General features: G+C 46.2%; 21 protein-coding genes. 7 read left to right on the top strand and 14 right to left on the bottom strand.

Going from position 1 to position 22,681, the window contains the following annotated elements; all coding sequences use genetic code 11:
* Nucleotides 1-9 precede the first annotated feature (9 nt).
* The 6 genes from ICV32_RS00980 to zapD all read left to right on the top strand — a co-directional run bounded on the left by ICV32_RS00980 (nt 10) and on the right by zapD (nt 5,337).
* Nucleotides 10-1,311, top strand: coding sequence for an HlyC/CorC family transporter (locus tag ICV32_RS00980; RefSeq protein WP_215371121.1), 1,302 nt, complete (start codon nt 10-12; stop codon nt 1,309-1,311).
* Complete coding sequence (locus tag ICV32_RS00975; protein ID WP_251371881.1) at nt 1,308-2,408, top strand: GspE/PulE family protein; 1,101 nt, start codon at nt 1,308-1,310, stop codon at nt 2,406-2,408. The genes ICV32_RS00980 and ICV32_RS00975 overlap by 4 nt, the downstream gene beginning before the upstream one ends.
* The gene (locus tag ICV32_RS00970) at nt 2,408-3,463 is read left to right on the top strand and encodes a type II secretion system F family protein (RefSeq protein ID WP_251371950.1); all 1,056 of its coding nucleotides are present in this window, start codon (nt 2,408-2,410) and stop codon (nt 3,461-3,463) included. The genes ICV32_RS00975 and ICV32_RS00970 overlap by 1 nt, the downstream gene beginning before the upstream one ends.
* Entirely contained in the window at nt 3,463-3,942 is a 480-nt protein-coding gene (locus tag ICV32_RS00965) for an A24 family peptidase (protein ID WP_215371115.1), read from the top strand. The genes ICV32_RS00970 and ICV32_RS00965 overlap by 1 nt, the downstream gene beginning before the upstream one ends.
* Nucleotides 3,909-4,550 carry a dephospho-CoA kinase gene (gene coaE / locus ICV32_RS00960; protein ID WP_215371112.1) on the top strand — a complete coding sequence of 214 codons (642 nt, stop codon included), beginning with the start codon at nt 3,909-3,911 and terminating at the stop codon, nt 4,548-4,550. The genes ICV32_RS00965 and coaE overlap by 34 nt, the downstream gene beginning before the upstream one ends.
* Nucleotides 4,551-4,626: 76 nt before the next feature.
* Nucleotides 4,627-5,337, top strand: coding sequence for a cell division protein ZapD (gene zapD / locus ICV32_RS00955; protein WP_251371880.1), 711 nt, complete (start codon nt 4,627-4,629; stop codon nt 5,335-5,337).
* Between the two features lie 18 nt (nt 5,338-5,355).
* Here the strand turns inward: zapD and ICV32_RS00950 are convergent, their stop codons facing one another.
* The 4 genes from ICV32_RS00950 to secA are packed head-to-tail and all read right to left on the bottom strand — an operon-like array spanning nt 5,356 to nt 10,700.
* Nucleotides 5,356-5,790, bottom strand: a complete 435-nt coding sequence (locus ICV32_RS00950; RefSeq protein WP_215371106.1) for an NUDIX domain-containing protein — start codon at nt 5,788-5,790, stop codon at nt 5,356-5,358.
* A gap of 3 nt (nt 5,791-5,793) precedes the next feature.
* A complete protein-coding gene (locus ICV32_RS00945) occupies nt 5,794-6,660 on the bottom strand; it encodes an ATP-binding protein (RefSeq protein WP_215371103.1) in 867 nt (288 codons plus the stop codon).
* 29 nt (nt 6,661-6,689) lie between these two features.
* Nucleotides 6,690-7,916: a bifunctional glutamate N-acetyltransferase/amino-acid acetyltransferase ArgJ gene (gene argJ / locus ICV32_RS00940; RefSeq protein ID WP_215371100.1), complete on the bottom strand. Its 1,227-nt coding sequence runs from the start codon at nt 7,914-7,916 to the stop codon at nt 6,690-6,692.
* 27 nt (nt 7,917-7,943) lie between these two features.
* On the bottom strand, nt 7,944-10,700 hold the full coding sequence (secA, locus tag ICV32_RS00935) for a preprotein translocase subunit SecA (RefSeq protein WP_215371097.1): 2,757 nt from the start codon (nt 10,698-10,700) through the stop codon (nt 7,944-7,946).
* A gap of 55 nt (nt 10,701-10,755) precedes the next feature.
* Between secA and ICV32_RS00930 the strand changes: the two genes are divergently transcribed.
* A complete protein-coding gene (locus tag ICV32_RS00930; protein ID WP_215371094.1) occupies nt 10,756-11,238 on the top strand; it encodes a hypothetical protein in 483 nt (160 codons plus the stop codon).
* On the opposite strand, the gene lpxC is transcribed toward ICV32_RS00930, so the two are convergent.
* The 10 genes from lpxC to murD all read right to left on the bottom strand — a co-directional run bounded on the left by lpxC (nt 11,228) and on the right by murD (nt 22,676).
* Nucleotides 11,228-12,145: a UDP-3-O-acyl-N-acetylglucosamine deacetylase gene (gene lpxC / locus ICV32_RS00925; protein ID WP_215371091.1), complete on the bottom strand. Its 918-nt coding sequence runs from the start codon at nt 12,143-12,145 to the stop codon at nt 11,228-11,230. The two genes, ICV32_RS00930 and lpxC, sit on opposite strands and share 11 nt — an antisense overlap.
* Before the next feature lie 17 nt (nt 12,146-12,162).
* Entirely contained in the window at nt 12,163-12,663 is a 501-nt protein-coding gene (locus ICV32_RS00920; protein WP_215371088.1) for a peroxiredoxin, read from the bottom strand.
* 111 nt (nt 12,664-12,774) lie between these two features.
* Complete coding sequence (gene ftsZ / locus ICV32_RS00915; protein ID WP_215371085.1) at nt 12,775-14,076, bottom strand: cell division protein FtsZ; 1,302 nt, start codon at nt 14,074-14,076, stop codon at nt 12,775-12,777.
* Between the two features lie 63 nt (nt 14,077-14,139).
* Nucleotides 14,140-15,369, bottom strand: coding sequence for a cell division protein FtsA (ftsA, locus tag ICV32_RS00910; protein WP_215371082.1), 1,230 nt, complete (start codon nt 15,367-15,369; stop codon nt 14,140-14,142).
* Complete coding sequence (locus ICV32_RS00905) at nt 15,366-16,268, bottom strand: cell division protein FtsQ/DivIB (RefSeq protein WP_215371079.1); 903 nt, start codon at nt 16,266-16,268, stop codon at nt 15,366-15,368. Before ICV32_RS00905 ends, ftsA begins: the two co-directional genes overlap by 4 nt.
* Nucleotides 16,265-17,194 (bottom strand): D-alanine--D-alanine ligase, encoded by a 930-nt coding sequence (locus ICV32_RS00900; protein ID WP_251371949.1) that lies wholly within the window; start codon nt 17,192-17,194, stop codon nt 16,265-16,267. Before ICV32_RS00900 ends, ICV32_RS00905 begins: the two co-directional genes overlap by 4 nt.
* An 88-nt stretch (nt 17,195-17,282) precedes the next feature.
* Nucleotides 17,283-18,689 (bottom strand): UDP-N-acetylmuramate--L-alanine ligase, encoded by a 1,407-nt coding sequence (murC, locus tag ICV32_RS00895; RefSeq protein ID WP_215371074.1) that lies wholly within the window; start codon nt 18,687-18,689, stop codon nt 17,283-17,285.
* On the bottom strand, nt 18,686-19,756 hold the full coding sequence (murG, locus tag ICV32_RS00890) for an undecaprenyldiphospho-muramoylpentapeptide beta-N-acetylglucosaminyltransferase (protein ID WP_215371071.1): 1,071 nt from the start codon (nt 19,754-19,756) through the stop codon (nt 18,686-18,688). The genes murC and murG overlap by 4 nt, the downstream gene beginning before the upstream one ends.
* A complete protein-coding gene (gene ftsW, locus ICV32_RS00885) occupies nt 19,753-20,994 on the bottom strand; it encodes a putative lipid II flippase FtsW (protein ID WP_215371068.1) in 1,242 nt (413 codons plus the stop codon). The genes murG and ftsW overlap by 4 nt, the downstream gene beginning before the upstream one ends.
* A complete protein-coding gene (murD, locus tag ICV32_RS00880; protein ID WP_215371065.1) occupies nt 20,991-22,676 on the bottom strand; it encodes a UDP-N-acetylmuramoyl-L-alanine--D-glutamate ligase in 1,686 nt (561 codons plus the stop codon). Before murD ends, ftsW begins: the two co-directional genes overlap by 4 nt.
* Nucleotides 22,677-22,681 lie beyond the last annotated feature (5 nt).

The following is a 22,681-nucleotide window of genomic DNA, read 5'->3' as shown; positions in this document are numbered from 1 at the left end:
AAAGTGTAGATGGATTCATTTTTCGATTCTTGGCCCCTTTGGGCTCAAGCCGCTCTGGTGGTCTTTTTACTTGCCTTGTCTGGATTTTTCTCGATGGCCGAGACCAGTATGGTAGCAAGCAATCGACACCGCTTACGAGCGATGGCAAATGGTGGTCATGCTGGTGCTGCCATCACCCAAAAACTCCTTAAGCGTATAGATACGCTTTTATCGGTTCTATTGATTGCTAATAACCTAATCAATACTATTTTGCCCATTTTGGTAACGGGTATTGCACTTCATTTGTTCGGTACCAATGGCCTAGTTTTGTCGATAGCTACCCTAACCATTGCATTTTTAATCATCATCTTTAGTGAAATTACACCGAAAGTCATTGGTGCTGCCTTTGCTGAAAAAATCTCCGCCAATATCGGTTGGGTAATTTACCCGCTAACGATTTTGCTTAAACCGTTGCTGTGGCTGGTGAACTCTTTTGTTTCTAGCTTAATGGGTCTCATGGGCTTAAACCGAAAGGAAACGGCCTTACAAACCATGAGCACGGAAGAACTCAGAAGTCTAGTTCTTGAGTCAAGTCACTTTATTTCAAATCAGCACCGTAGTATCTTGCTCAATCTATTTAACCTTGAAAATATCTCGGTCGATGATGTGATGACGCCTCGAGCCAAGATGGAGATATTGGATTTATCACGGCCTATTGATGAAGTCATTGGGCAACTTGAGACCTGCTATCACAACAAATTACCCGTATGCGAGGGGGATCCAGAAAGAATTATTGGGATTCTCTCAGTTAAAAAAGCGCTTTCCTTGCTAGGAAACGAAGAACTCAGTCACAGCGACTTTCGAGAACTCCTAAATGAGCCGTACTTTATTCCTGAGGGTACTCCAGTAATGCAGCAGATGCAGTTTTTTCAGGAAAATCGTCAACGTTTAAGTTTAGTCGTTGATGAGTACGGGAGCGTTCAGGGGTTATTAACGTTTGAAGATATTGTTGAAGAGTTAATTGGTGAGTTCACTACCTCTTTTCCGGGTATGTTGACTCATGATCAATGGTCAAGTGATGGATCCTATCTAGCAAACGGTAGTGCAAATTTGCGCGATCTCAATCGGTTACTGGGATTACAGCTACCCGTTGATGGGCCTCGTACATTGAATGGATTGATACTTGAAGAGCTTGAAGAAATACCCGATCATGATCTTAGCGTCAAGGTTGCAGGCGTAGTGATGGAGATTATTCAATTTGATGATCAAGGGATTAAAACAGTTAGGCTTCATAAACCAGGGCCTGAAGATCGAAGTCGATTAGACTCTTGATTCATACCGGGTCTATCACTCAGAATTCATTACGCAAACCACTCGAAGCATCTGATTTTCATATCATTCGTTTGTGGCATGAAATTGCTTCATCTGCCGTTATTAAAGATGCAAGCGATATTCATATTGAAGCACAACAGAATTCTTGCATCGTACGTTTTCGTATCCATGGTGACCTATGCCTTTTCAAGGCATATCCAAAAACTGATCACATTCGCCTAATTACTCGCATCAAAATTCTGGCGAAGCTTGATATTGCCGAACAGCGCTTACCACAAGATGGTCGTCTTGCAATCACTGTCGGCGATTCTATAGGGCGCGAAATTGATTGTCGGGTCTCAACCATGCCTACTCTATTTGGAGAAAAGGCAGTCATTCGACTTCTCAAAACAACGAATGCTGAATTGGATATTAACCATATTGGCTTAACAGATCATCAACTGGGTATTGTCAAAAAGTGCTTGAATCTGCGCCATGGCTTGATTCTGGTGGGCGGTCCTACGGGTAGCGGAAAAACACGCACACTGTACAGCTTTCTTAATTTTTTAAATCAACCCCATCTCAATCTTTGTAGCATTGAGGATCCAATTGAAATTCGCCTGCAAGGAGTAAACCAAATTGCGTACCATCCAAAGGCTGGGCTTCATTTTAATGCCATCATTCGAGCGCTCTTGCGTCAAGATCCTGATGTAATGATGATTGGCGAGATTCGCGACTCAGAAACGGCAAAACTAGCCATAAGTGCTGCACAAACAGGCCATTTAGTTCTAAGTACTATTCATACTCATCAAGCGCTCTCATGCATTGAGCGGCTTAGGTACTTCGGTATCGAACCCCATGCTATCGCCCAAAATATTCTATTGATTAGCTCGCAGCGCTTAATTCGTTATCGTGACTCGTCAATGGGTCGTTTTGCGATTCATGAGGTGCTTCCTTTTACCCCCAAACTGATGACTGCGATCGAAAAATGTGTGTCATCAACTGAGCTGGGCATCATTGCAGGCGAAGAAGGGTTTCGTTCAATGCGACAAGCGGCTGATGCCTTATTGAATCAAGGGTTAATTGACCAATCGGTTTTAATTGATGAGCTTCCGTGATGATTTGGCGCTCTCTATCACTTCGTGATCAAATCAATTTCACTTATCGCCTCCATAGTATTTTACAGGCTGGCGTACCACTCCTTGAAGCCCTCCATCTTTTAGAGCAATGCTCCCCTATTCAGTGGAGATCATTTCTATCACATACGATCCAAGGACTCAAAGGTGGTAACAGCTTAGCGACCAGCCTATCTAAAGAGGGTAAATGGTTTAGTCCGATTTGTATTGGCCTGATAACGATTGGAGAAAAGACAGGGGCCTTAGAACAATCGCTTTCCTTAATTCATCAACAGTTACTTGCTAAGGAATCGCTGAAACAGAAAATGAAGCAAGCGCTAACCTACCCTGCGATTACTTTTGTTGCTGCGATGATGATGGTCGTCACTATGCTGTTATGGGTTATACCTGGCTTTGAAGACATCTTTCATCATTTTCATGCTGAATTGCCGATGAGCACACAACTATTAATTGGACTATCAAAAAACTTGAATGAACATGCGGTAATTATTTTAAGCTCGATATTCATCCTATGTACTAGTACTCTATTCCTTTGGAGAAAATCAATTCGATTTCAAAAGTGGTGTGATCAATATTGCTTTCAAATTCCGATTTTTGGAGAATTCATACGACTATCGCATCAAATTACATGGTGTCAAAACATTGCCCACTTACTTCAATCCGGTCTAAGTCTTTTGGATTCCATTCGTATTTGTGCACAATCATCAAATCATTGGTTAAGTCATGATTTGAGCGCCAACCTATTTAAGCAACTATCGTTGGGCTTAGATCTAGGGCTCGCGATGAGACGTGCCGATCCTATTGGTCGATTTTTTGATCCTGAAACCATTCAATTGCTTGAAATCGGTGCTAGAACCGGTATGCTCAATGCAATGTTGCTCAATCGGTCTCGTTCGATTGAAAATCTCTTAGAGCATCGGTTAGCCATCCTTAGCCAAAGTTTAGAGCCACTGTTTATTATTTTTCTTGGCCTTTTAGTAGCAGGATTGCTGATGACACTATACCTCCCGATTTTTTCATTAGGCAGAATTATCTGATGTGGGTTGACTTCATCCTTCGAATTTGTCTCATCCTAACGCTCATTTATTTGGCATGGGTCGATTTTCATCGGTTTTTAATCCCCAATCGATTCACTTACCCCATGATTGTCTTTGGTCTCATCTTTAATTCTTTTTCACCGCTCGCCTGGTGCGATGCCTATTTGGCTTGGCTTGGTGCCATTTTTGGCTACTCCCTTCTATGGATCATTAATCAACTCTACAAACAAATCCGCTCACAGCATGGTCTAGGAATGGGAGATGCAAAACTTTTGGCCGCTTTTGGGGCATGGTTGGGAATCCATAGTGCTCTATGGATATTGGCCCTAGCCGCTTTAAGCGGCACCATTGGGGGGCTACTCTGGCTAAAGTATCAAAAATTACCACCAAGCCATCCCTTTCCCTTTGGTCCTTTTTTGGCATTTGCTGGCATCATACAAATACTATGGTCAAGTCCACTCGTTCACTCCTTGATTTAAAAGGAAAAGTTCCATTTTTAGGACTGACCGGGGGAATTGGCTCGGGCAAATCGAGTGTTGCCTCCTATCTATCGAAGCGAGGTGCATGGGTTATTGATACTGATCAAATCGCCCACCAAATAACTGCTCCCGGGGGTATGGCGATTGATCCGATCAAAAAGGAGTTTGGATCAGAGTTCATCCTTCCCGATGGATCCCTAAATCGAGCAAAAATGCGTGAATACGTATTTAGCAATGCCGAATTCAAACGAATTCTAGAGGCTATTACGCACCCCCTAATTCGACAGGAAACCCTGATCCAGGCTGAAAATGGCTTAAAAAATGATGCGCCCTATTTGGTGTTTGTGGTCCCACTTCTCCTAGAGTCTGGAACTTGGATCGAGAGCCTTGACCATATAGCGGTGGTTGACTGCGAGGAAGAGATCCAAATTCAGCGGGTGATGGAGCGCAGCCAACTGGACCGGCAAGACGTATTGGCCATCATGGCCCATCAAGCCAGCAGACCCAAGCGGCTGGCAATTGCGGATACCGTGATTCATAACCAGGGGGATCTGGCGAGCCTAGAGATTGAAGTCGACCGCCTTCATCAAAAAATGCTGGATTTATAGTTTTTTGGCTGTGGTCGGAATAAAATAAAACCCTGTGATTATTTACGAATACCCGTTTAATGAACTGGTCAGGAACATGCTCCGACTTGAGTATTTGTTCGACCGGTTTAATCACTTTGCCCGTTCAGACGACCCCGAACTACACCACAATGCTTTGACCACTCTCTTTGAGCTGGGCGACATTAGCGCCCGAGGCGATATCAAATCATTACTTTTAAAAGAATTAGAGCGTCAGAAATTTGCACTCAATCAACTTAAACATGCCAAAGAGGTTGATCAAGAAAAACTAGCATCTACCATGGTGGAATTAGAGCATGCAAGCGCCCAAGTCAATGCGTCAGTTATCAAGCCAAATGCACTGATCGGTGAAAACGAATGGCTTAATGCAATTCGAACCCGCTTACACACACCTGGGGGAACGAGTCCGATTGACCTGCCAGGTTTTTATGCTTGGCGCCACAGCCCCGCTTCTTCTCGTCGTGAGCTCTTACAAAAGTTTATTTACCCGATGCTCCCATGGCAAGAAGCATGCCATTTATTTTTGCGTCTGCTTCGTGAGTCTGGAGAGAGTAAAGAAGTTTTAGCGCATCAAGGCTCTTTCCAACAAGCGCCCTCTGGCAAGGTATATCAATTAATGCGTATCACGCTAGAAGATCCCTCGCTCTTTGCTGAGATCAGCGCTAATAAATATCTGGTCTCGATTCGGCTACTCAAGTGTGAGCAGGATCTTAAGCCTACTCTAATTAATCAAGATATTCCCTTTAAGTTAACCTTCTGTCAATTCTGACTTTGGGCTCACAATTGTTTACGTGCCGCTCAAATACGAACGAACTTTTTCAATCATTGGCCAGGCGGCTGGCAATAAAGGGTTTATGGTTAACTCTTGATTGAATATATTTTGCCAAGATAGCTCTTGATTTTCTAAGCCAACTGGATCGCCATCCCAACGATCGATCAAACATACATGTAGACGAACATAAGCGTGTGGGTAATCGTGTTCTAAGGTCATGATTTCATGACAATGGTTTTTATCTAAAGCAATCCGGATGCCAAGTTCCTCATACAACTCACGCTCCAATGCAGTTGTGATGGATTCATTGGCCTCTAGTTTGCCACCTGGAAACTCCCAATAACCAGCATAAGGTTTTCCACTGGGTCGTTTACCCATTAAAACAAGGGATTGTTCTTTTAAAAGAATTCCGACGGCGACCTCAACGATCGACCGAGATTGAATCGACATAAACTACTTTTTGCCAGACTGGGAACCAACCCAGTGTTTCGCAAACTGCCAAGCTACACGACCTGAGCGTGAGCCACGCTCTAGGGCCCAGACTAAGGCTTCTGGACGAGCCGCTTCAATGGCTTTGTCATAGAGTCCAAAATGCGCCAACCAATGGGCCACAATTGCGAGGTACTCTTCTTGCCTTGGCGGATAAAAAGAAAGCCATAAGCCAAAACGTTCCGATAAAGAAATTTTCTCTTCAACAACCTCGCCTGGATGGATCTCACCATCGTCAGTATGAACATAAGACTCGTTATCCTTCATATACTCGGGTAACAAATGGCGGCGATTCGAGGTTGCATAAATCAAAATATTGTCCACCTGCGCAGAAATAGAACCGTCTAGCGCAGACTTCATCGCCTTATACCCAGACTCACCTTCTTCAAACGATAAATCATCACAAAACACAATAAATCGCTCTGGACGTGCCGCAAGAATCTCAGTGATGTCAGGCAAATCCGCCAAGTGATCCTTATCCACCTCTACTAAGCGTAAGCCTTGAGATGCAAATTGATTGAGGCATGCCTTAATGAGTGAGGACTTACCGGTGCCACGTGCACCCGTTAATAAAATATTATTAGCAGGCTTCTTTTCAACAAAATGTCGCGTATTGTCGATGATGGCATCGCGTTGACGATCAATATGCTTTAAATCTTTAAACGAGATTGGGGACAAGTGTTTAACTGGCTTTAAAAATCCAATTCGTCCAAAAATACTATCCCGACGTTGCCAACGAAAGGCTTTAGCTGTTTGCCACTCCTGATCACTCAATGGCTTCGGTAAAAATGTTTCGAGATGATCTAAAAGACGATCGAGCTTGTCATTCACAGTTCAGGTTCTCGTAATAATGAATTTAGCTAAGAGCGGTAATCCGCATTAATCGATACATACTCGTGCGATAAATCACAGGTCCAGACCGTACCCATCGAATCGCCCCTTCCCAAATCAACTGTTACAGTTATTTCGGCTTGTTTCATCACGGCTTGACCGTGCTCTTCTTGATAGTCCGGATGTCGGCCGCCGTCTTTTGCAACCCAAACATCATCTAGCCATAATTGAACTTTACTGCTATTGAGATCATCGATTCCGGCATAGCCCACTGCAGCTAGGATACGGCCTAAGTTGGGATCACTGGCAAAAAACGCAGTTTTAACCAAAGGAGAATGTGCGATTGCCTTTGCGACTCGCTTGCACTCAAGAGTATTTTTGCCACCTTTTACACAAATCGTAATAAATTTAGTGGCACCCTCGCCATCACGCACAATCAATTGGGCTAACTGTTGAGAAATAGTAATTAAAGCCTCTCGAAAAACATCGTACAGCGGATCTGATCGACTTTGAATTCGAATAGCAGACTGGCAGGTTGCCATCACAATAAAAGAATCATTGGTTGAGGTATCGCCATCAATCGTAATTGCATTAAATGATGCATCGGCAGCCTCTGCAGTTAACTCTTGGAGCAAGCCTTGATCAATCTGAACATTTGTTCCCACAAAACCCAGCATGGTTGCCATATTCGGCTGAATCATGCCAGCCCCTTTTGAGATGCCAGTGAGATGAATTGGCCCAAGTTCAGTATTAATCGTTAAAGAGGCTGCTTTAGGCAGGGTATCGGTGGTCATGATAGCCTGCGCAGCCGCAAACCAATTATCTTCTCTCAATTGGGCAACAGCTTGGGGTATCACTGCCACAATTTTGTCGGCTGGCAATTGCTCCATGATCACCCCCGTTGAGAAGGGTAATACTTGTTCTGCACTAAGTCGAAAAGACCCTGCCAGCACCTCACAGGTCTGAAAGGCTCGACGCAAACCCTCTTCACCAGTCCCAGCATTGGCATTACCAGTGTTCACAATCAACGCTTCAATCGGATTAGCTTCCAATAAGTGCTGTTTACATAGCTGCACAGGGGCAGCGCAAAAGCGATTTTGAGTAAAAACCCCTGCAACTGTAGATCCCGGGGTCAAACGCATCACCAAAACATCTTTGCGATTAGGACGCTTGATACCAGCCTCGGCAATTCCGAGGGCAAGCCCGGGTATTGGAGTTAGGGATTTGGGATCAAGGGTTGGAAAATTGACAGCCATCGTTAAATTAGAACGGCAAACCCCAAATTAAGCAATTTTTCCGTGGCAGTGCTTGTATTTCTTACCACTACCGCAATGGCAAGGATCATTTCTACCAATTTTTGGGCCCTCACGCATTGGAGCCGGTGCGATTGCATGTTCAACCTGCTCAACCGGGACACTTTCTCCATCAGCAAACTGATTATGCTTAAATTGCATCTCTTTGACCTGACCATCATCGGCAATGGTCTCTGTTGCTTCATCAAGTTCTGAGGCACTCTTAATCTGAACCGTATAGACCGTTTTAATTACGTCATTTTTCACAACATCAAGTAATTCTGCGTAAAGCTCAAATGCCTCACGACGATACTCTTGCTTTGGATCTTTTTGGGCATATCCCCGCAAATGAATCCCTTGACGCAATCGATCTAGTGCGGCCAAATGCTCACGCCAATGCATATCTAAGCTGTACAACATCACCGAGCGTTCAAAGCTAGCGAACGACTCGCGGCCAGTGAGTTCCTCTTTGTCCTTGTAGTTTTTCTTAGCAGCCTCAATCACGCGGGTTACGATCTCTTCATCGTCGACTGTATCTGCATTAGCAATCCAGCCTTGAAGATCGACGGAAATTCCCCATTCATTCACCAAGAGATGTTCGAGAGCAGGAATATCCCACTGCTCCTCCATCGATTCCACTGGCACATAATTGCGAACGATTGCTGTAAAAACATCATCGCATAAGTTGGCAATCAGATCACCAATGTCTTTGCTTTCAAGAATCTGATTCCGAAGACGATACGTCTCTTTACGTTGATCATTAGCAACATCGTCATACTCCAATAATTGCTTACGAATATCAAAGTTACGGCCTTCGACCTTACGTTGAGCGGATTCAATTGAACGGGTTACCATCCCCGCTTCAATTGGCTCGCCCTCGGGCATTTTTAAACGATCCATCACAGCGCGTAAACGATCGCCTGCAAAAATACGCAATAGGGGATCATCTAAGGAGAGATAGAAACGCGATGAACCGGGATCGCCCTGACGTCCAGCACGGCCACGCAACTGGTTATCGATTCGGCGACTTTCATGACGCTCGGTACCAATAATATGGAGACCGCCGGCATTGACTACAGCGTCATGTAGGCCCTGCCATTCATCTTTTAACTGTTGAATCCGTTTTGCCTTATCAGCATCGCTTAAGGACTCATCGGCCTCAATCAGAATCGATTGCCGCTCGACATTTCCACCCAAAACAATGTCAGTTCCACGACCAGCCATATTGGTAGCGATTGTGATCATTTTGGGCCTGCCCGCTTGAGCAATAATTTCTGCCTCACGCGCATGTTGCTTTGCATTTAAAACCTGATGGGATAACTTTTCTTTATCAAGCAATTTAGAGATCAGTTCTGAGTTCTCAATCGATGTAGTACCTACCAGAACTGGCTGATCTCGTTCAAAACAGTCTTTAATATCTTTGATGACCGCTGCATAGCGCTCAGGCGAAGTCTTGTAAATTTGATCTTGCCGATCTAATCGACGACTGGGTCGATTAGGTGGAATAACAACTGTTTCAAGCCCATAGATTTCTTTGAATTCGTAGGCTTCGGTATCGGCCGTTCCGGTCATTCCAGCCAATTTCTGATACATGCGGAAATAGTTTTGGAAGGTGATGGTTGCGAGTGTTTGATTCTCGTTTTGAATCCCCACCTTCTCTTTTGCCTCCACCGCTTGATGCAAACCATCCGACCAACGCCGACCTTGCATTAATCGACCAGTGAACTCATCCACAATAATGACCTCACCACCCTGAACAACATAATGCTGATCTCGGTGATACAGCGAATGTGCGCGTAGGGCCGCATAGAGGTGATGCATCAAATTAATATTTTGCGGGGCGTATAAGGAATCGCCCTCTTTTAATAGACCAATTTGAGTCAGAATTTGCTCTGCTTTTTCATGGCCACGCTCAGTCAAATAAACTTGATGGGACTTTTCATCGACCCAGTAATCGCCTGGCTTAATCACGCCCGAGCCATCGGATTTCTCTTCACCCAACTGAGGATCAAGATGAGCAGGCAATGCGTTCATCTTGATATAAAGATCGGTATGGTCTTCAGCTTGCCCTGAAATAATCAAGGGGGTACGGGCTTCATCAATCAGAATTGAATCAACCTCGTCAACAATGGCATAGGAAAGGCTACGTTGAACACGCTGCGCCACATCCTGAACCATATTGTCGCGTAGATAATCAAAGCCAAACTCATTATTGGTTCCATAGGTAATATCGGCTGCATATGCTTTTTGTTTGGCCGCATGATCCATTTGGGATAAGTTAATCCCAACGGTCAACCCTAAAAAGGTATAAAGTTTTGACATCCACTCCGCATCGCGTTCTGCCAGATAATCATTAACAGTAACGACATGGACACCCTTGCCAGAGAGTGCATTTAAGTAAACGGCCAAGGTTGCAGTTAAGGTTTTACCCTCGCCGGTTCCCATTTCAGCGATTTTTCCCTGATGAAGCGCCAGAGCCCCCATAATTTGAACGTCAAAATGACGCATTTTCATGACGCGAACGCTGGCCTCACGAACTACTGCAAAGGCTTCTGCAGCCAAGTCGTCCAAAGCCTCGCCGGCTGCAATCCGTTGCTTAAATTCAGCCGTTTTTGCCTGCAGCGCTGAATTATCTAAAGCCTGGAGATTGGGCTCTAGTGCATTTACCTTTGAAACAACCTTGCGATATTGCTTGAGGAGGCGGTCGTTGCTACTACCAACCAGTGTTTTAATAAGACCAAGTACCATAGGAATCTAGAAAAAATTTTAGCTATTGAGTTTATCACCCGCGAGCCCTCCTTTGATGAATAAGCCCCTCGTGAAATTGGCCCTGCCGTGGCAGGATTGCCTAGCCCATGAGGAAGGCTTAAAAAAGCTTCTTGAGCGGGCAAAAAAGCATGATGCCCTGGCCCATGCGGTTAGGCGGGTCCTGCATTCTCAGGGTTATGAATCGCTTAGCCAGGCCCTTTTAGTTGAATGGCGCCCCGATCGTCCCAGTGAGCTTGTTTTAGTGGTCCCCAGTGCCACGATTGGTACCCGCCTTCAGCAAATGGCCCCAAGTATTGCCAAAAAACTCGGCCAGTATCACTGGGTCATTCATGAGGTTCGGGTAAAGGTAAGACCCAACCATTCATCAGTGAATCCCAATAGAAGAAATGAAGAAACCCCAGAATTTACTCAAGCAGCTCAAAGTGCCTGGGAAGGGCTTTATCAAAAACTACCTCTGCAATCCGCCCTGCGGCAATCGATCGAAAGCTTATTAAAAAATAGAAAAACTAAACGTTGATACTCTCAGGGATTTGCAAATAAGCTGCTGGGGCAATGCTTTTATCAAATGTCTCAATTGAATACGAACTAGGGTCATCCAAAAGCTTTCTTAACAATGCATTGTTTAAAGCATGGCCTGACTTTTCTGCAGTATAAGCGCCCACAATTGGGTGACCGGCTAGATAAAGATCGCCGATGGCATCCAGAATTTTGTGACGCACAAATTCATCGTCGTAACGCAACTCTTCATTATTTAAGATACGGTGCTCATCAAGCACGATCGCATTATCCAAACTACCACCTCGGGCCAGGCCAATCTCACGAAGTGCTTCAACCTCGTGCGCAAATCCAAACGTCCGAGCACGGCCAATTTCACTACGGTAAGCATGTTCAGCAAAATCAACCATAAAACGCTGCCCCGTTTTGTCTACTGCTGGGTGCTTAAAGTCGATCGTGAAATCTAACTTAAATCCAAAGTATGGCTCCAAGCGCGCTAATTTATTGCCTTCGCGCACTTCAATCACACGTTGAATCACCATAAATTTGCGTGGTGCTTCTTGTTCAACAGTACCGGCTGATTCAATTAAAAAAAGAAAAGAGGCGGCGCTGCCATCCATGATCGGCACCTCTTCCGCATCCACCTCAATTAATAAGTTATCCAGTCCCAAACCTGAACAAGCGGAGAGCAAATGCTCAACTGTAGAAACCTTGACACCTTGACTCTGGATTACGGAGGCCAAGCGGGTATCACAGACTGCTAACGCATGAGCTGGAATTGGGGCTGCATTAGGCATATCAACCCGCACGAATTGAATTCCAAAATCAATTGGTGCGGGTTTAATTGTTAACGTCGACTTACGACCAGAATGCAAGCCAATACCGACCGTTTTGATCGGCTGTGCTAAGGTTTTTTGTTTAAGCGCCATGGCTTACATCACATCAATTACAGATGCTTTAAAGTATTTTCGGCATCACTAACTTCAAACTTGCCAGGTGCTTCGAGCGCTAAATGCTTAACAACGCCGTTATCAACAATCATGGCATAGCGTTGGGAACGAACACCAAGACCGCGAGCGGTGAGATCAAATTCCATACCTAACTTTTTGGTGAACTCAGCACTACCGTCACCCAACATACGTACTTTCTTACCAACCTTTAAATCCCGTCCCCATGCGCCCATCACAAATGGATCATTCACAGAAACGCACCAGATCTCATCGACGCCTTTGGCTTTAATTGCTTCAAAGTGTTCCACAAATCCAGGAACATGTTTAGCCGAGCAGGTTGGTGTAAAAGCACCAGGTAACGCAAAAACTACAATCTTTTTACCGGCAGTTAATTTTTCAACTTCAAATGAATTTGGGCCCAAGGAGCAGCCATCGCGCTCTTCATCAAAAAACTCATAGAGGGTGGCGTTGGGTAATTTTTGTCCTACTGCAATCATGTTATCTCCATATCAATAGTGGTTTGGGGTGCTAACGCAGGCGCTGGATTCGTCGTCCGGAGGGGCGACCGAATTAGCAATCCTCGAAGCCACTATTGTATGGTTTATTTACTAGTCTGCTTGCTTCCTTAAAAAGGCAGGTATCTCATAGTAATCCGCCCCCTTCTCAAGCATTGCCTTGGCCTGTGGTGAACTATCGGCACCAAGGCTTGGAGGCACAGACTCTCGAGAATTACGAAATACCTTTGGAACATCAAACTGACCATAATCAACTGCTGCATTAATCGGGGCAGCCGGGCTTGAGCCCATGGCGCTTGACGCTTGAGCAGCATTACGGCTCATCGCAGCTGCAGGACTGGTTGGGGCAAAATCACCCAAAGTGGTCATCGTTGGGCTTGCATCATTCGTCCCTGTGGCAGCGCGCCAGATTAACTGGGGCTGATCCTTTTGGAGCGATTGAGAGCCATTAAGCCCAGTCGCCACCACGGTTACCCGTAAAGCATCGCCCAGGCTATCGTCATAGACGGTTCCAAAAATGACCGTGGCATCCTCAGCAGCATAACCTCGGATAGCTGCCATCACCTCACGGGTCTCGGATAACTTCAATGAACGACTGGCGGTGATATTGACCAACACACCTCGTGCACCCGATAAATCAACTCCCTCAAGTAATGGCGAAGCAACAGCAGCCTCAGCAGCTAAACGTGCCCGATCCATTCCAGATACGGTTGCCGTTCCCATCATGGCTTTACCTTGCTCACTCATGACGGTCTTCACATCTTCAAAGTCGACGTTGATTAAACCCTGCTCATTAATGATCTCGGCAATTCCGGATACGGCGTTATGCAATACATCATCTGCGCAAGCAAAGGCTTTATCAAATTCTGCATCCTCTCCCATCACTTCAAAGAGTTTTTCATTCAAAACGACGATTAATGAATCAACGTGTTTCTCTAACTCTTGCGCACCCAGCTCGGCAACTTTCAAACGCTTGATGCCCTCAAAGTCAAATGGCTTGCTAATGACACCAACCGTTAGGATGCCCATTTCTTTAGCAACTTGAGCAACCACTGGCGCAGCTCCGGTGCCAGTGCCGCCTCCCATGCCTGCGGTAATAAACACCATATGTGCGCCTTGTAATGCATCCGCAATACGTGAGCGGGCCTGCTCCGCTGAAGCTGCACCCACCTCTGGCTTTGCGCCGGCCCCTAGGCCGGTCTCACCCAGCTGTAGATTTAAGCTCGCTTGCGAACGCTGCAATGCTCCCGCATCGGTGTTCATGCAAATGAACTCCACGCCATGAACGCTGCGACGAATCATATGCTGGACAGCATTGCCGCCAGCCCCTCCGACACCAACCACCTTGATGATGGTTTTGCCAGCTGTTTCCTGTTCTATCATTTCAAACTCCATAACACCCTCCTTAATAAAATCGGCTTTCCACCATGGATCACCGATTGACGACGACGAAAAAAATCAAAAATTACCTGTAAACCATTCCTTCATTCGTGTAACCACGCCTTGTAAACTCCCGCCTTGAGTGGCTCTTCGACCTCGTACCATTTGCGCCTGACCTTCCATTAGCAAACCAAGACCTGTTGAGTAACGCGGGCTTCTCAATACCTCATGTAGATGACCGCGATATTCCGGAGCACCAATACGTGCCGGTTTTAAGAAAACCTGCTCTGCCAACTCAACCATGCCTGGCATCATGGCGGTGCCACCTGTCAACACAATTCCCGAGGAAACCATGTCCTCGTAGCCTGACTCACGGATAATGTTGCGCACTAAGGTAAATAGCTCTTCAACGCGCGGCTCAATCACCGCTGCAAGTGCTTGTTTAGACATGGGGCGAGGTTCACGATCACCCACACCCGGAACATCGATCATCGCATTGGGGTCAGCCATATTTTGTTTAGCAACCCCATGATGAATCTTTAAATCTTCCGCCTCAACCGTTGGGGTCCGTAGGGCCATCGCAATATCATTCGTAATCTGATCACCCGCAATTGGAATGACTGCGGTGTGGCGAATCGATCCCTGACTATGAATTGCAATATCGGTTGTACCGCCCCCAATATCAATTAATACAACGCCTAATTCTTTTTCGTCTTCCGTAAGAACCGCCAAACTTGAAGCAAGGGGTTGCAAAATTAAATCATTGACCTCAAGGCCACAGCGTCTAACGCACTTCACAATATTTTGTGCCGCACTCACCGCCCCAGTGACAATGTGCACCTTCACCTCCAAACGAATACCGCTCATTCCAATCGGCTCACGCACATCCTCCTGGCCATCAATGATGAATTCCTGGATCAAAATATGAAGAATTTGTTGATCGGTAGGAATATTGATTGCTTTAGCTGTTTCAAGAACTCGCTCCACATCACCAGAGCCAACCTCCTTGTCACGAATCGCAACCATTCCGCTTGAGTTAAAACTCACAATGTGATTACCCGCTATACCCGTGTAAACCTGAGCAATCCGACGATCGGACATCAACTCTGCTTCCTCGAGTGCCTTCTGAATGGACTGAACCGTGGCCTCGATATTGACTACCACCCCTTTTTTCAAACCTTTAGAGGAAGTCTGACCTAAGCCCAACACATTAAATTCACCATCGGGGCTTAGCTCGGCAACCAGTGCCACCACTTTTGATGTGCCAATATCCAATCCAACCAATAAATCGCGGCTGTCTTTACTCATTTCCATTCCTCGATGCGTTGCTCGTCATGACTCATAATGGCGATTTGATACGCCTTGGGTAGTTCAACCTTGATCGTGGGCGTGCTTGGCTTAGTTGGAGCGCCAACAATATGTACAGCAAACCCATTGGCATAGCGCAGATCGACTGCGTCAACCCGATTTGGCCATTTTTGTTGAACCTGTGGCCAATATTGCAAAAGCTGCGCGACGCGTTGCTCTAAGGCACCTTTTGCCTGCTCTTCCTCGCGCCCAAACTCAATACGAACGCCATTACTAAGCTTGATATGCCATGCGTACCGATCAGAAAGCGTTAATGATTTGATCTCAGCATCCCATGGCTTAAACCAGGTGCTGGCTTTTTGATAAAGACGAAGCACTTCCTTACTTGATCCATCTGGGCCACTAAACTCAATGATGGGAGTGTTTTCGTCTAGCTCGGCGATTGAGCCGTCAAATACTTCACCGTGAACATTAATTAATTTCTGTTGATCGGCTTTTCCCCAAACCCCTAACGGCTTTTGCTCTTCAATACTAACAATCAAACCATTGGGCCAAGCCCGGCGAACGCTGGCATGACGCACCCAAGGAAATGCCTCAAAAGCATTTTTTACATCTTGCAAACGAACACTAAAAAAATTACCCTGAACTTTATCTAAGACCTGACTACGAACTGCAGGAAGCTGAAGGTGCTTTAAGTCTTGATTGCCAGCCGATTCAATCTGTAACTGTTTTAATGTAAACACGGGTTGCTGACTGAGCCAAATAAAAATGGATAGCACAACAGCCAAAACAAAGAACCGCATTAGCCATCGCGTGATTTCTTGCATCCGTTCGGGATAGTTCCAAACCGGCGCAATGACAAAGCCGATTCCCTCAGAGATCCGTTGCATCATGGTCATGATCTATGGACTCCAAGTGGAGAAAGTGTGTCCTCTAAGGTCTGGCTTAGGATCCACACCACAAGATCGGTATAGGGAACACCAGCCGCTTTAGCCGCCATTGGAACCAGTGAATGCGAGGTCATTCCTGGCGATGTGTTCATTTCTAATAAATATGGCTTGTTCTGATTTGCCGCATCGAGCATGACATCTGCACGTGCCCACATCCGACAACCTAGCGCTCGATAAGCCGATATCGCAAGCTCCTGAATCTGATTCTCAAGCTCGGGATCAAGTCCTGGAGGGCAGCAGTATTGAGTTTCATCCGAAAAATATTTGTGATGAAAGTCATAACCAGCTTCAGGGGGAATAATTTGGATCAGTGGCAACGCCTGGACACTCGCGCCGTGACCCACTATCGGGCAGGTTAGTTCTGGACCAACGATGCAGGTCTCCGCCAAAACTCGTCGATCCAATTTGGCTGCCAATGCGTAAGCTGCCGGTAGATCTTCCACGCGCCGCACTTTACTTAAGCCTAAGGAAGATCCCTCGTGTGCAGGCTTCACAATGATCGGTAGTCCCAGATGATTAGCAATTCGATCCCAATTGCTGTCACCGCTTAAGACCTCATAGCGTGGTGTTGGTAATTGATTGCTTAACCAAATTTGCTTAGTAACCACCTTATCAATCGATAACGCAGAGGCCAAAACACCACTACCGGTATATGGAATATTAAGTAACTCGAGAAGACCTTGAATGGTTCCATCCTCACCATAACGGCCATGTAGTGCAATAAAGACGCGATCAAATTGCTCCTTGGAAATATCTACAGGACTACGCACCCCTGGATCAAAGGCATGTGCATCAATGCCCTTTTCCAAAAGCGCATTGAGTACCCCCTGACCGGATAAAAGAGAAATCTCACGCTCTGCGGAACGTCCGCCCATTAATACTCCAACGCGCCCAAATTGTTTAGGGTCGAACTGAGCGAGTTGCAAAGCAACCTCCTGACCCCATGAAGAAATGCGTTGTGGCTTAGACATGACCAATCTCCACAAGCATCTGAGGCAACTTGGAAATGGAACCCGCGCCCATCGTAATCAAAACATCGCCATTTTTTAGAAGTCCGCTCAAGGCCAGAGGAATCTCTTGGAGATCTTCAACCACCTGAACTGAGGTTGATTTACCAAGAGCCTTCATCAGACTTTTACTATCAGCGCCGGCAATCCGTGCTTCACCAGCCGGATAAACATTCGTGAGAACCACTGCATCAAACTGGCGCAAGACATTGACGAATTCACCAAAACAATCACGAGTGCGAGTAAATCGATGAGGCTGAAATGCTAAAACTAAACGTCGATTTGGATAAGCGCCACGCGCAGCCGCTAAGGTTGCATTCATTTCAACTGGGTGATGACCATAATCATCAATCAAGGTAAATGCTCCGCCATGCGCTAATGAAATCTCTCCATAGTGCTGAAAACGACGTCCGACGCCACTAAATTGCAATAAGGCATTCACAATGGCATCATCGTTCACGCCTAGTTCAGTCGCAATCCCAATAGCTGCTAACGCATTCAATACATTGTGCTTACCGGGTAAATTTAGAATGATTGGTAACGATCCGGGTCTTGGGCCATGCCGGCGAATTGCGCGACGATGAACCGTAAAATGCATTTGCGTACCAACGGCTTTGATATCCGTTGCACGAATATCGGCATCTTCAGAAAATCCGTAACGTAAGATTGGCTGCGAGACAAAGGGCAGAATGTCTCGAACATTTGCATCCTCAATGCAAAGTACTGCGATTCCATAAAATGGCATTCGCTGAGTAAACTGCACAAACGTTTGTTTCAAACGTGCCATGTCGTGCTGATACGTATCCATGTGATCAGCATCGATATTCGTAATGACTTCCATTGCTGGATACAGCTGTAAGAATGAGGCATCGGATTCATCGGCCTCAACCACAATGAAGTCACCTTGCCCCAAACGTGCATTGACACCGGCAGAATTTAACTTTCCACCAATCACAAAGGTTGGATCTAATCCACCCTGAGCGAGCACTGAGGCAACCAAACTCGTTGTAGTAGTTTTGCCATGCGTACCGGCAATGGCAATTCCTTGCTTAAGACGCATTAATTCCCCAAGCATTACAGCACGCTGAATCACCGGGATTCGATTGGCTCTTGCGGCAAGCACCTCTGGATTGTTACCGGTCACTGCCGAAGAAATTACTACTGCTTCAGCATTACCAATATTCTTTGCATCATGGCCAATTTCAATTTGTGCGCCTAAAGTCATTAATCGTTTTGTGACTGCCGACTCGGCCAAATCTGATCCTGAAACGCGATACCCTAGATTCAGTAAGACCTCAGCGATACCGCACATACCGGCTCCACCAATCCCCACAAAATGAACGTGCTGGACGATATGTTTCATCGGGCGCACTCCTCGCAAATGGAAGCAACTTCTTCGGTCGCATGAAACTTAGCAAGTGCTTGGGCTTTTACAGCTATTTCGGCTAAATCTTCACGCCGTAATCCTAAAACCAAGTTTGCTAAAGAATCGGCATCCAACTGAGATTGAGGTATCAAGATTGCAGCCTTTGCGTCTGAGAGGAAACGCGCATTTGCGGTCTGATGATCATCAATCGCATACGGAAATGGCACAAAACACGCAGCAACCCCAGCAGCAGAGATTTCTGATACGGTCATCGCTCCAGCACGGCAAATTACTAAATCAGCATTGGCATAGGCTGCGGCCATGTCTTCAATAAATGGCTTTAGCTCACCATTAACACCCAATTGCTGATAGGTCTTAGTAACCGCCTCTAAATGCTGCTCGCCAGTCTGATGAAGCACATTTGGGCGCCGATCAGCAGGCAATAAGGCCAAAGCCTCAGGGACCACTGTATTGAGTGCAGCGGCACCTAAACTTCCACCCACAATAAGTAAATGCAGCGGACCCTGGCGCTTGCCATAGCGCGTCTTACAATCACTTAACCTCTCAAAACTCTCACGTATTGGATTACCAACCCATTGGGCTTCTTTCAGTGTTTTTGGAAATCCAGTAAGAACTCGAGTTGCGAATCGTGCTAACACTCGATTAGCGCTTCCAGCTACGGAGTTAGCCTCATGCAGCACCAAAGGCCGACCCATGAGGTAACTTACTAATCCGCCTGGGAAGGTGATATAGCCTCCCATACCCAACACCACACTTGGCTTTAAGCGACGCAGAATTTTCCAGCTTTGCATCATCGCGCGAGCTAAGCGAAATGGCATGAGCACCTTTGTCAGCATGCCCTTGCCGCGCAGACCACTAAATTTCACGCCCTCAAAAGCAAATCCTTTTGCAGGCACTAAACGATATTCCATACCAGTGGGATTACCCATCCAAGCTACGGTCCACCCTTGATTGCGCAAACACTCCGCAACGGCTAACCCAGGGAAAATATGCCCACCAGTGCCACCGGCCATTACTAAGACGGAGCGCGTGACCATCGTCATAGCTTGCCTCCGCGCATCAAAATTCGGTTCTCATAATCAATTTTTAGTAAGACCGCGAAGGCAACCATATTCATCAGAATCGCTGAGCCACCGTAACTAACCAGCGGCAAGGTCAAACCTTTAGTTGGCAAAATGCCTAAGTTCACGCCCATATTGATAAAGGCCTGCCAACCGATCCAAATGCCAACGCCCTTGGCGCATAAACCTGCAAAGCTTCGGTCCAATTGCAACGCAGTACGTCCAATCAAAAATGCCCGACGTACGATCCAGTAAAAAAGTAGGATCACTACAAATACACCTATAAAACCAAGTTCTTCACCAATCACAGCCAAGATGAAATCCGTATGAGCTTCAGGTAAGTAATGCAACTTCTCAACACTACCTCCTAGACCAACACCAAACCACTCTCCACGTCCAAAAGCCATCAGTGAGTGAACCAGCTGATAACCCTTTCGAGCCGCATGCTCCGCTTGCCAAGGGTCTAAAAATGCAAAGATGCGCTGCCGTCTAAACTCGGATAAAGCGATCACAGTTGTCACAATCAACACGCCCACAATCGTTAGGCCAGCAAACAATTTGGCATTAATGCCGCCAAGGAACAAAATGCCCATGGCGATGATGGCAATGACCATAAAGGCCCCCATATCGGGTTCCAGCATGAGCAAAAGACCAACTAAGGCAACCGCTAGCCCCATGGGCACAAAGCCCTTCACAAAAGAATGCAGATACTCTTGACGTTGCACCGTGTAACTGGCTGCAAAGATAATGACAGCGAACTTCATCAACTCAGAGGGTTGGAAATTCATTACTCCTAAAGAAATCCAACGTCGCGCTCCATTGACTCCCTTACCGATTCCAGGAATCAAAACAGCAATTAATAATAGGATTGTGAATGCAAAGATATATGGTGCTAACTTATCCCAAGTCTTCACCGGAATCTTAAATACCCAGAAACCAACAAAGACCGCAATCCCAAGAGAGATGAGATGACGTACTAAAAAATGGTTACTGCTGTAGTTGGCATATTTAGGGCCATCAGCCAGAGTAATGGAGGCTGAATAGACCATGACTAGGCCAATCAGACTCAATGACAATACTGCCCAGACCAGTAATTGGTCATATTCCATCATGCGCGATCGCGTTTGCTCAACACCAGATACGGCATCGCGTAGCCCCGAACGAAACCCATCAAAGCCCTCACGCGAAATATTCCAAAAACGGTTCTGACGAAGGTTCATGCGGACGCCCCCAGATGTTCATTGGGACTATCGCTCCACTGATTCATCAACTCATGGACAGCACCCACAAAAACTTCAGCGCGATGTTGATAGTTTTTAAACATATCAAAGCTCGCACACGCTGGGGATAACAAAACAATGTCGCCGGCCGATGCGTGTTGAGCCGCCGACTGAACCGCCGACTCTAGATCCTTCACTTCAATAGCCAACAAAATGCCTCGGCTGACTGCACTTAAACACACAGCCGTAATAGCCGGGCCATCGCGACCTATCACGATGAGGCCTTTTACAAATCGCTCGATGGGTTCAGATAAAGGCGTGAAGTCTTGACCTTTTCCATCACCACCTGCAATGAGCCATATATTTTTTTGGCCAGAGGCTACCCCTAGGCCCATCAATGCAGCAACCGTTGCTCCCACATTGGTTCCCTTGCTATCGTCAATGTATTCCACATCTCGAATCACAGCGACAGTTTGAACCCGATGTGGCTCTCCTTGATACTCACGCAAGCCATGTAAAAGTAAGCCGATTCCCAATCCTGCAGCACGAGCAAGTGCGAGCGCAGCAAGGGCGTTTAGGGCATTGTGTCGCCCCCGAATACGTAGGGCATCTGCAGGAATTAATCGCTTTAGTCGCAAGGTATCGGAGGCTTCATACGCATTATTTTTCTTACGACGACGCTTGATAAATCCCTCTTGTGCCTCTTCCTGTGCCATCGCTTGAGTCGCTTCATCAGGCTCCGCCCAAACCAACCAATCAATTCCACCACCATTCAAATCGCGCTCAATGCCAAATGAGTCGATTTCGTTTGGGGCATCACTTCCGAAAGAGATGATCTTATGATCGACTACATTTCTAAATACATCATTGACTAAAGGGTCGTCTCGATTCAGCACCAAGACGGAATCGCTTCCTAAAATTCGAGCTTTAGCAGCGGCATACGAATTCATATCGCCGTGCCAATCCAAGTGGTCTTGGGAGAGATTAAGAATAGTTGATGCGGTTGGATTTAGGGTATGAGTAAAGTGCAGCTGAAAACTCGATAACTCCAATACCCAAATTTGAGGCAAGTCATCAAAACTCTTGGCCTCCTTTAATACAGCACTCAATTTTTCAAGGGCAGCTGGACTAATATTGCCAGCCAACGCAACATGGCGACCGGCTCGCTCACATATTTGTGCGGTTAATGCACTTGTCGTTGTTTTGCCATTGGTACCGGTAATCGCAAGAATGCTTGGCTGATACCCTGTGCCGCCTTCCAATGCCATTTGATGAAGTGCGTTAAGTGCACGTGCAAAAAACTCGATTTCGCTCCACACAGCAATCTTGCGTTCATCACAGATTGACAAAATTGTTTTAGCTGGCTCTTGGAGTGGCGATAAACCAGGACTAATCCCCAAAATATCAGTCTGCCCAAGCAGCACACTCCAATTACTTGCCTGCTCGGTAAAACTATTTAATCCAAAGCCCTCAAGTTCGCTTAACCAATTTTGTTGTTGCGGATTCAATGCCTCTCGCGCACGCGTATCAGCAAGGTGCACTTCCGCGCCTTGAGATAAGCACCACTTCGCCATAGCGAAACCAGACTCACCGATCCCCACAATTAATACGTGAGGAGATCTCTGCCCAGCAAAATCATTGCTCTGACTGGAATTAAAGAGGTGGAGTAATCGCTGGTTCATTGTAT

The sequence above is a fragment of the Polynucleobacter sp. MWH-UH24A genome (genome assembly GCF_018687475.1).
Classification (GTDB): domain Bacteria; phylum Pseudomonadota; class Gammaproteobacteria; order Burkholderiales; family Burkholderiaceae; genus Polynucleobacter.
This window is presented reverse-complemented; position numbering and strand designations above follow the sequence as displayed.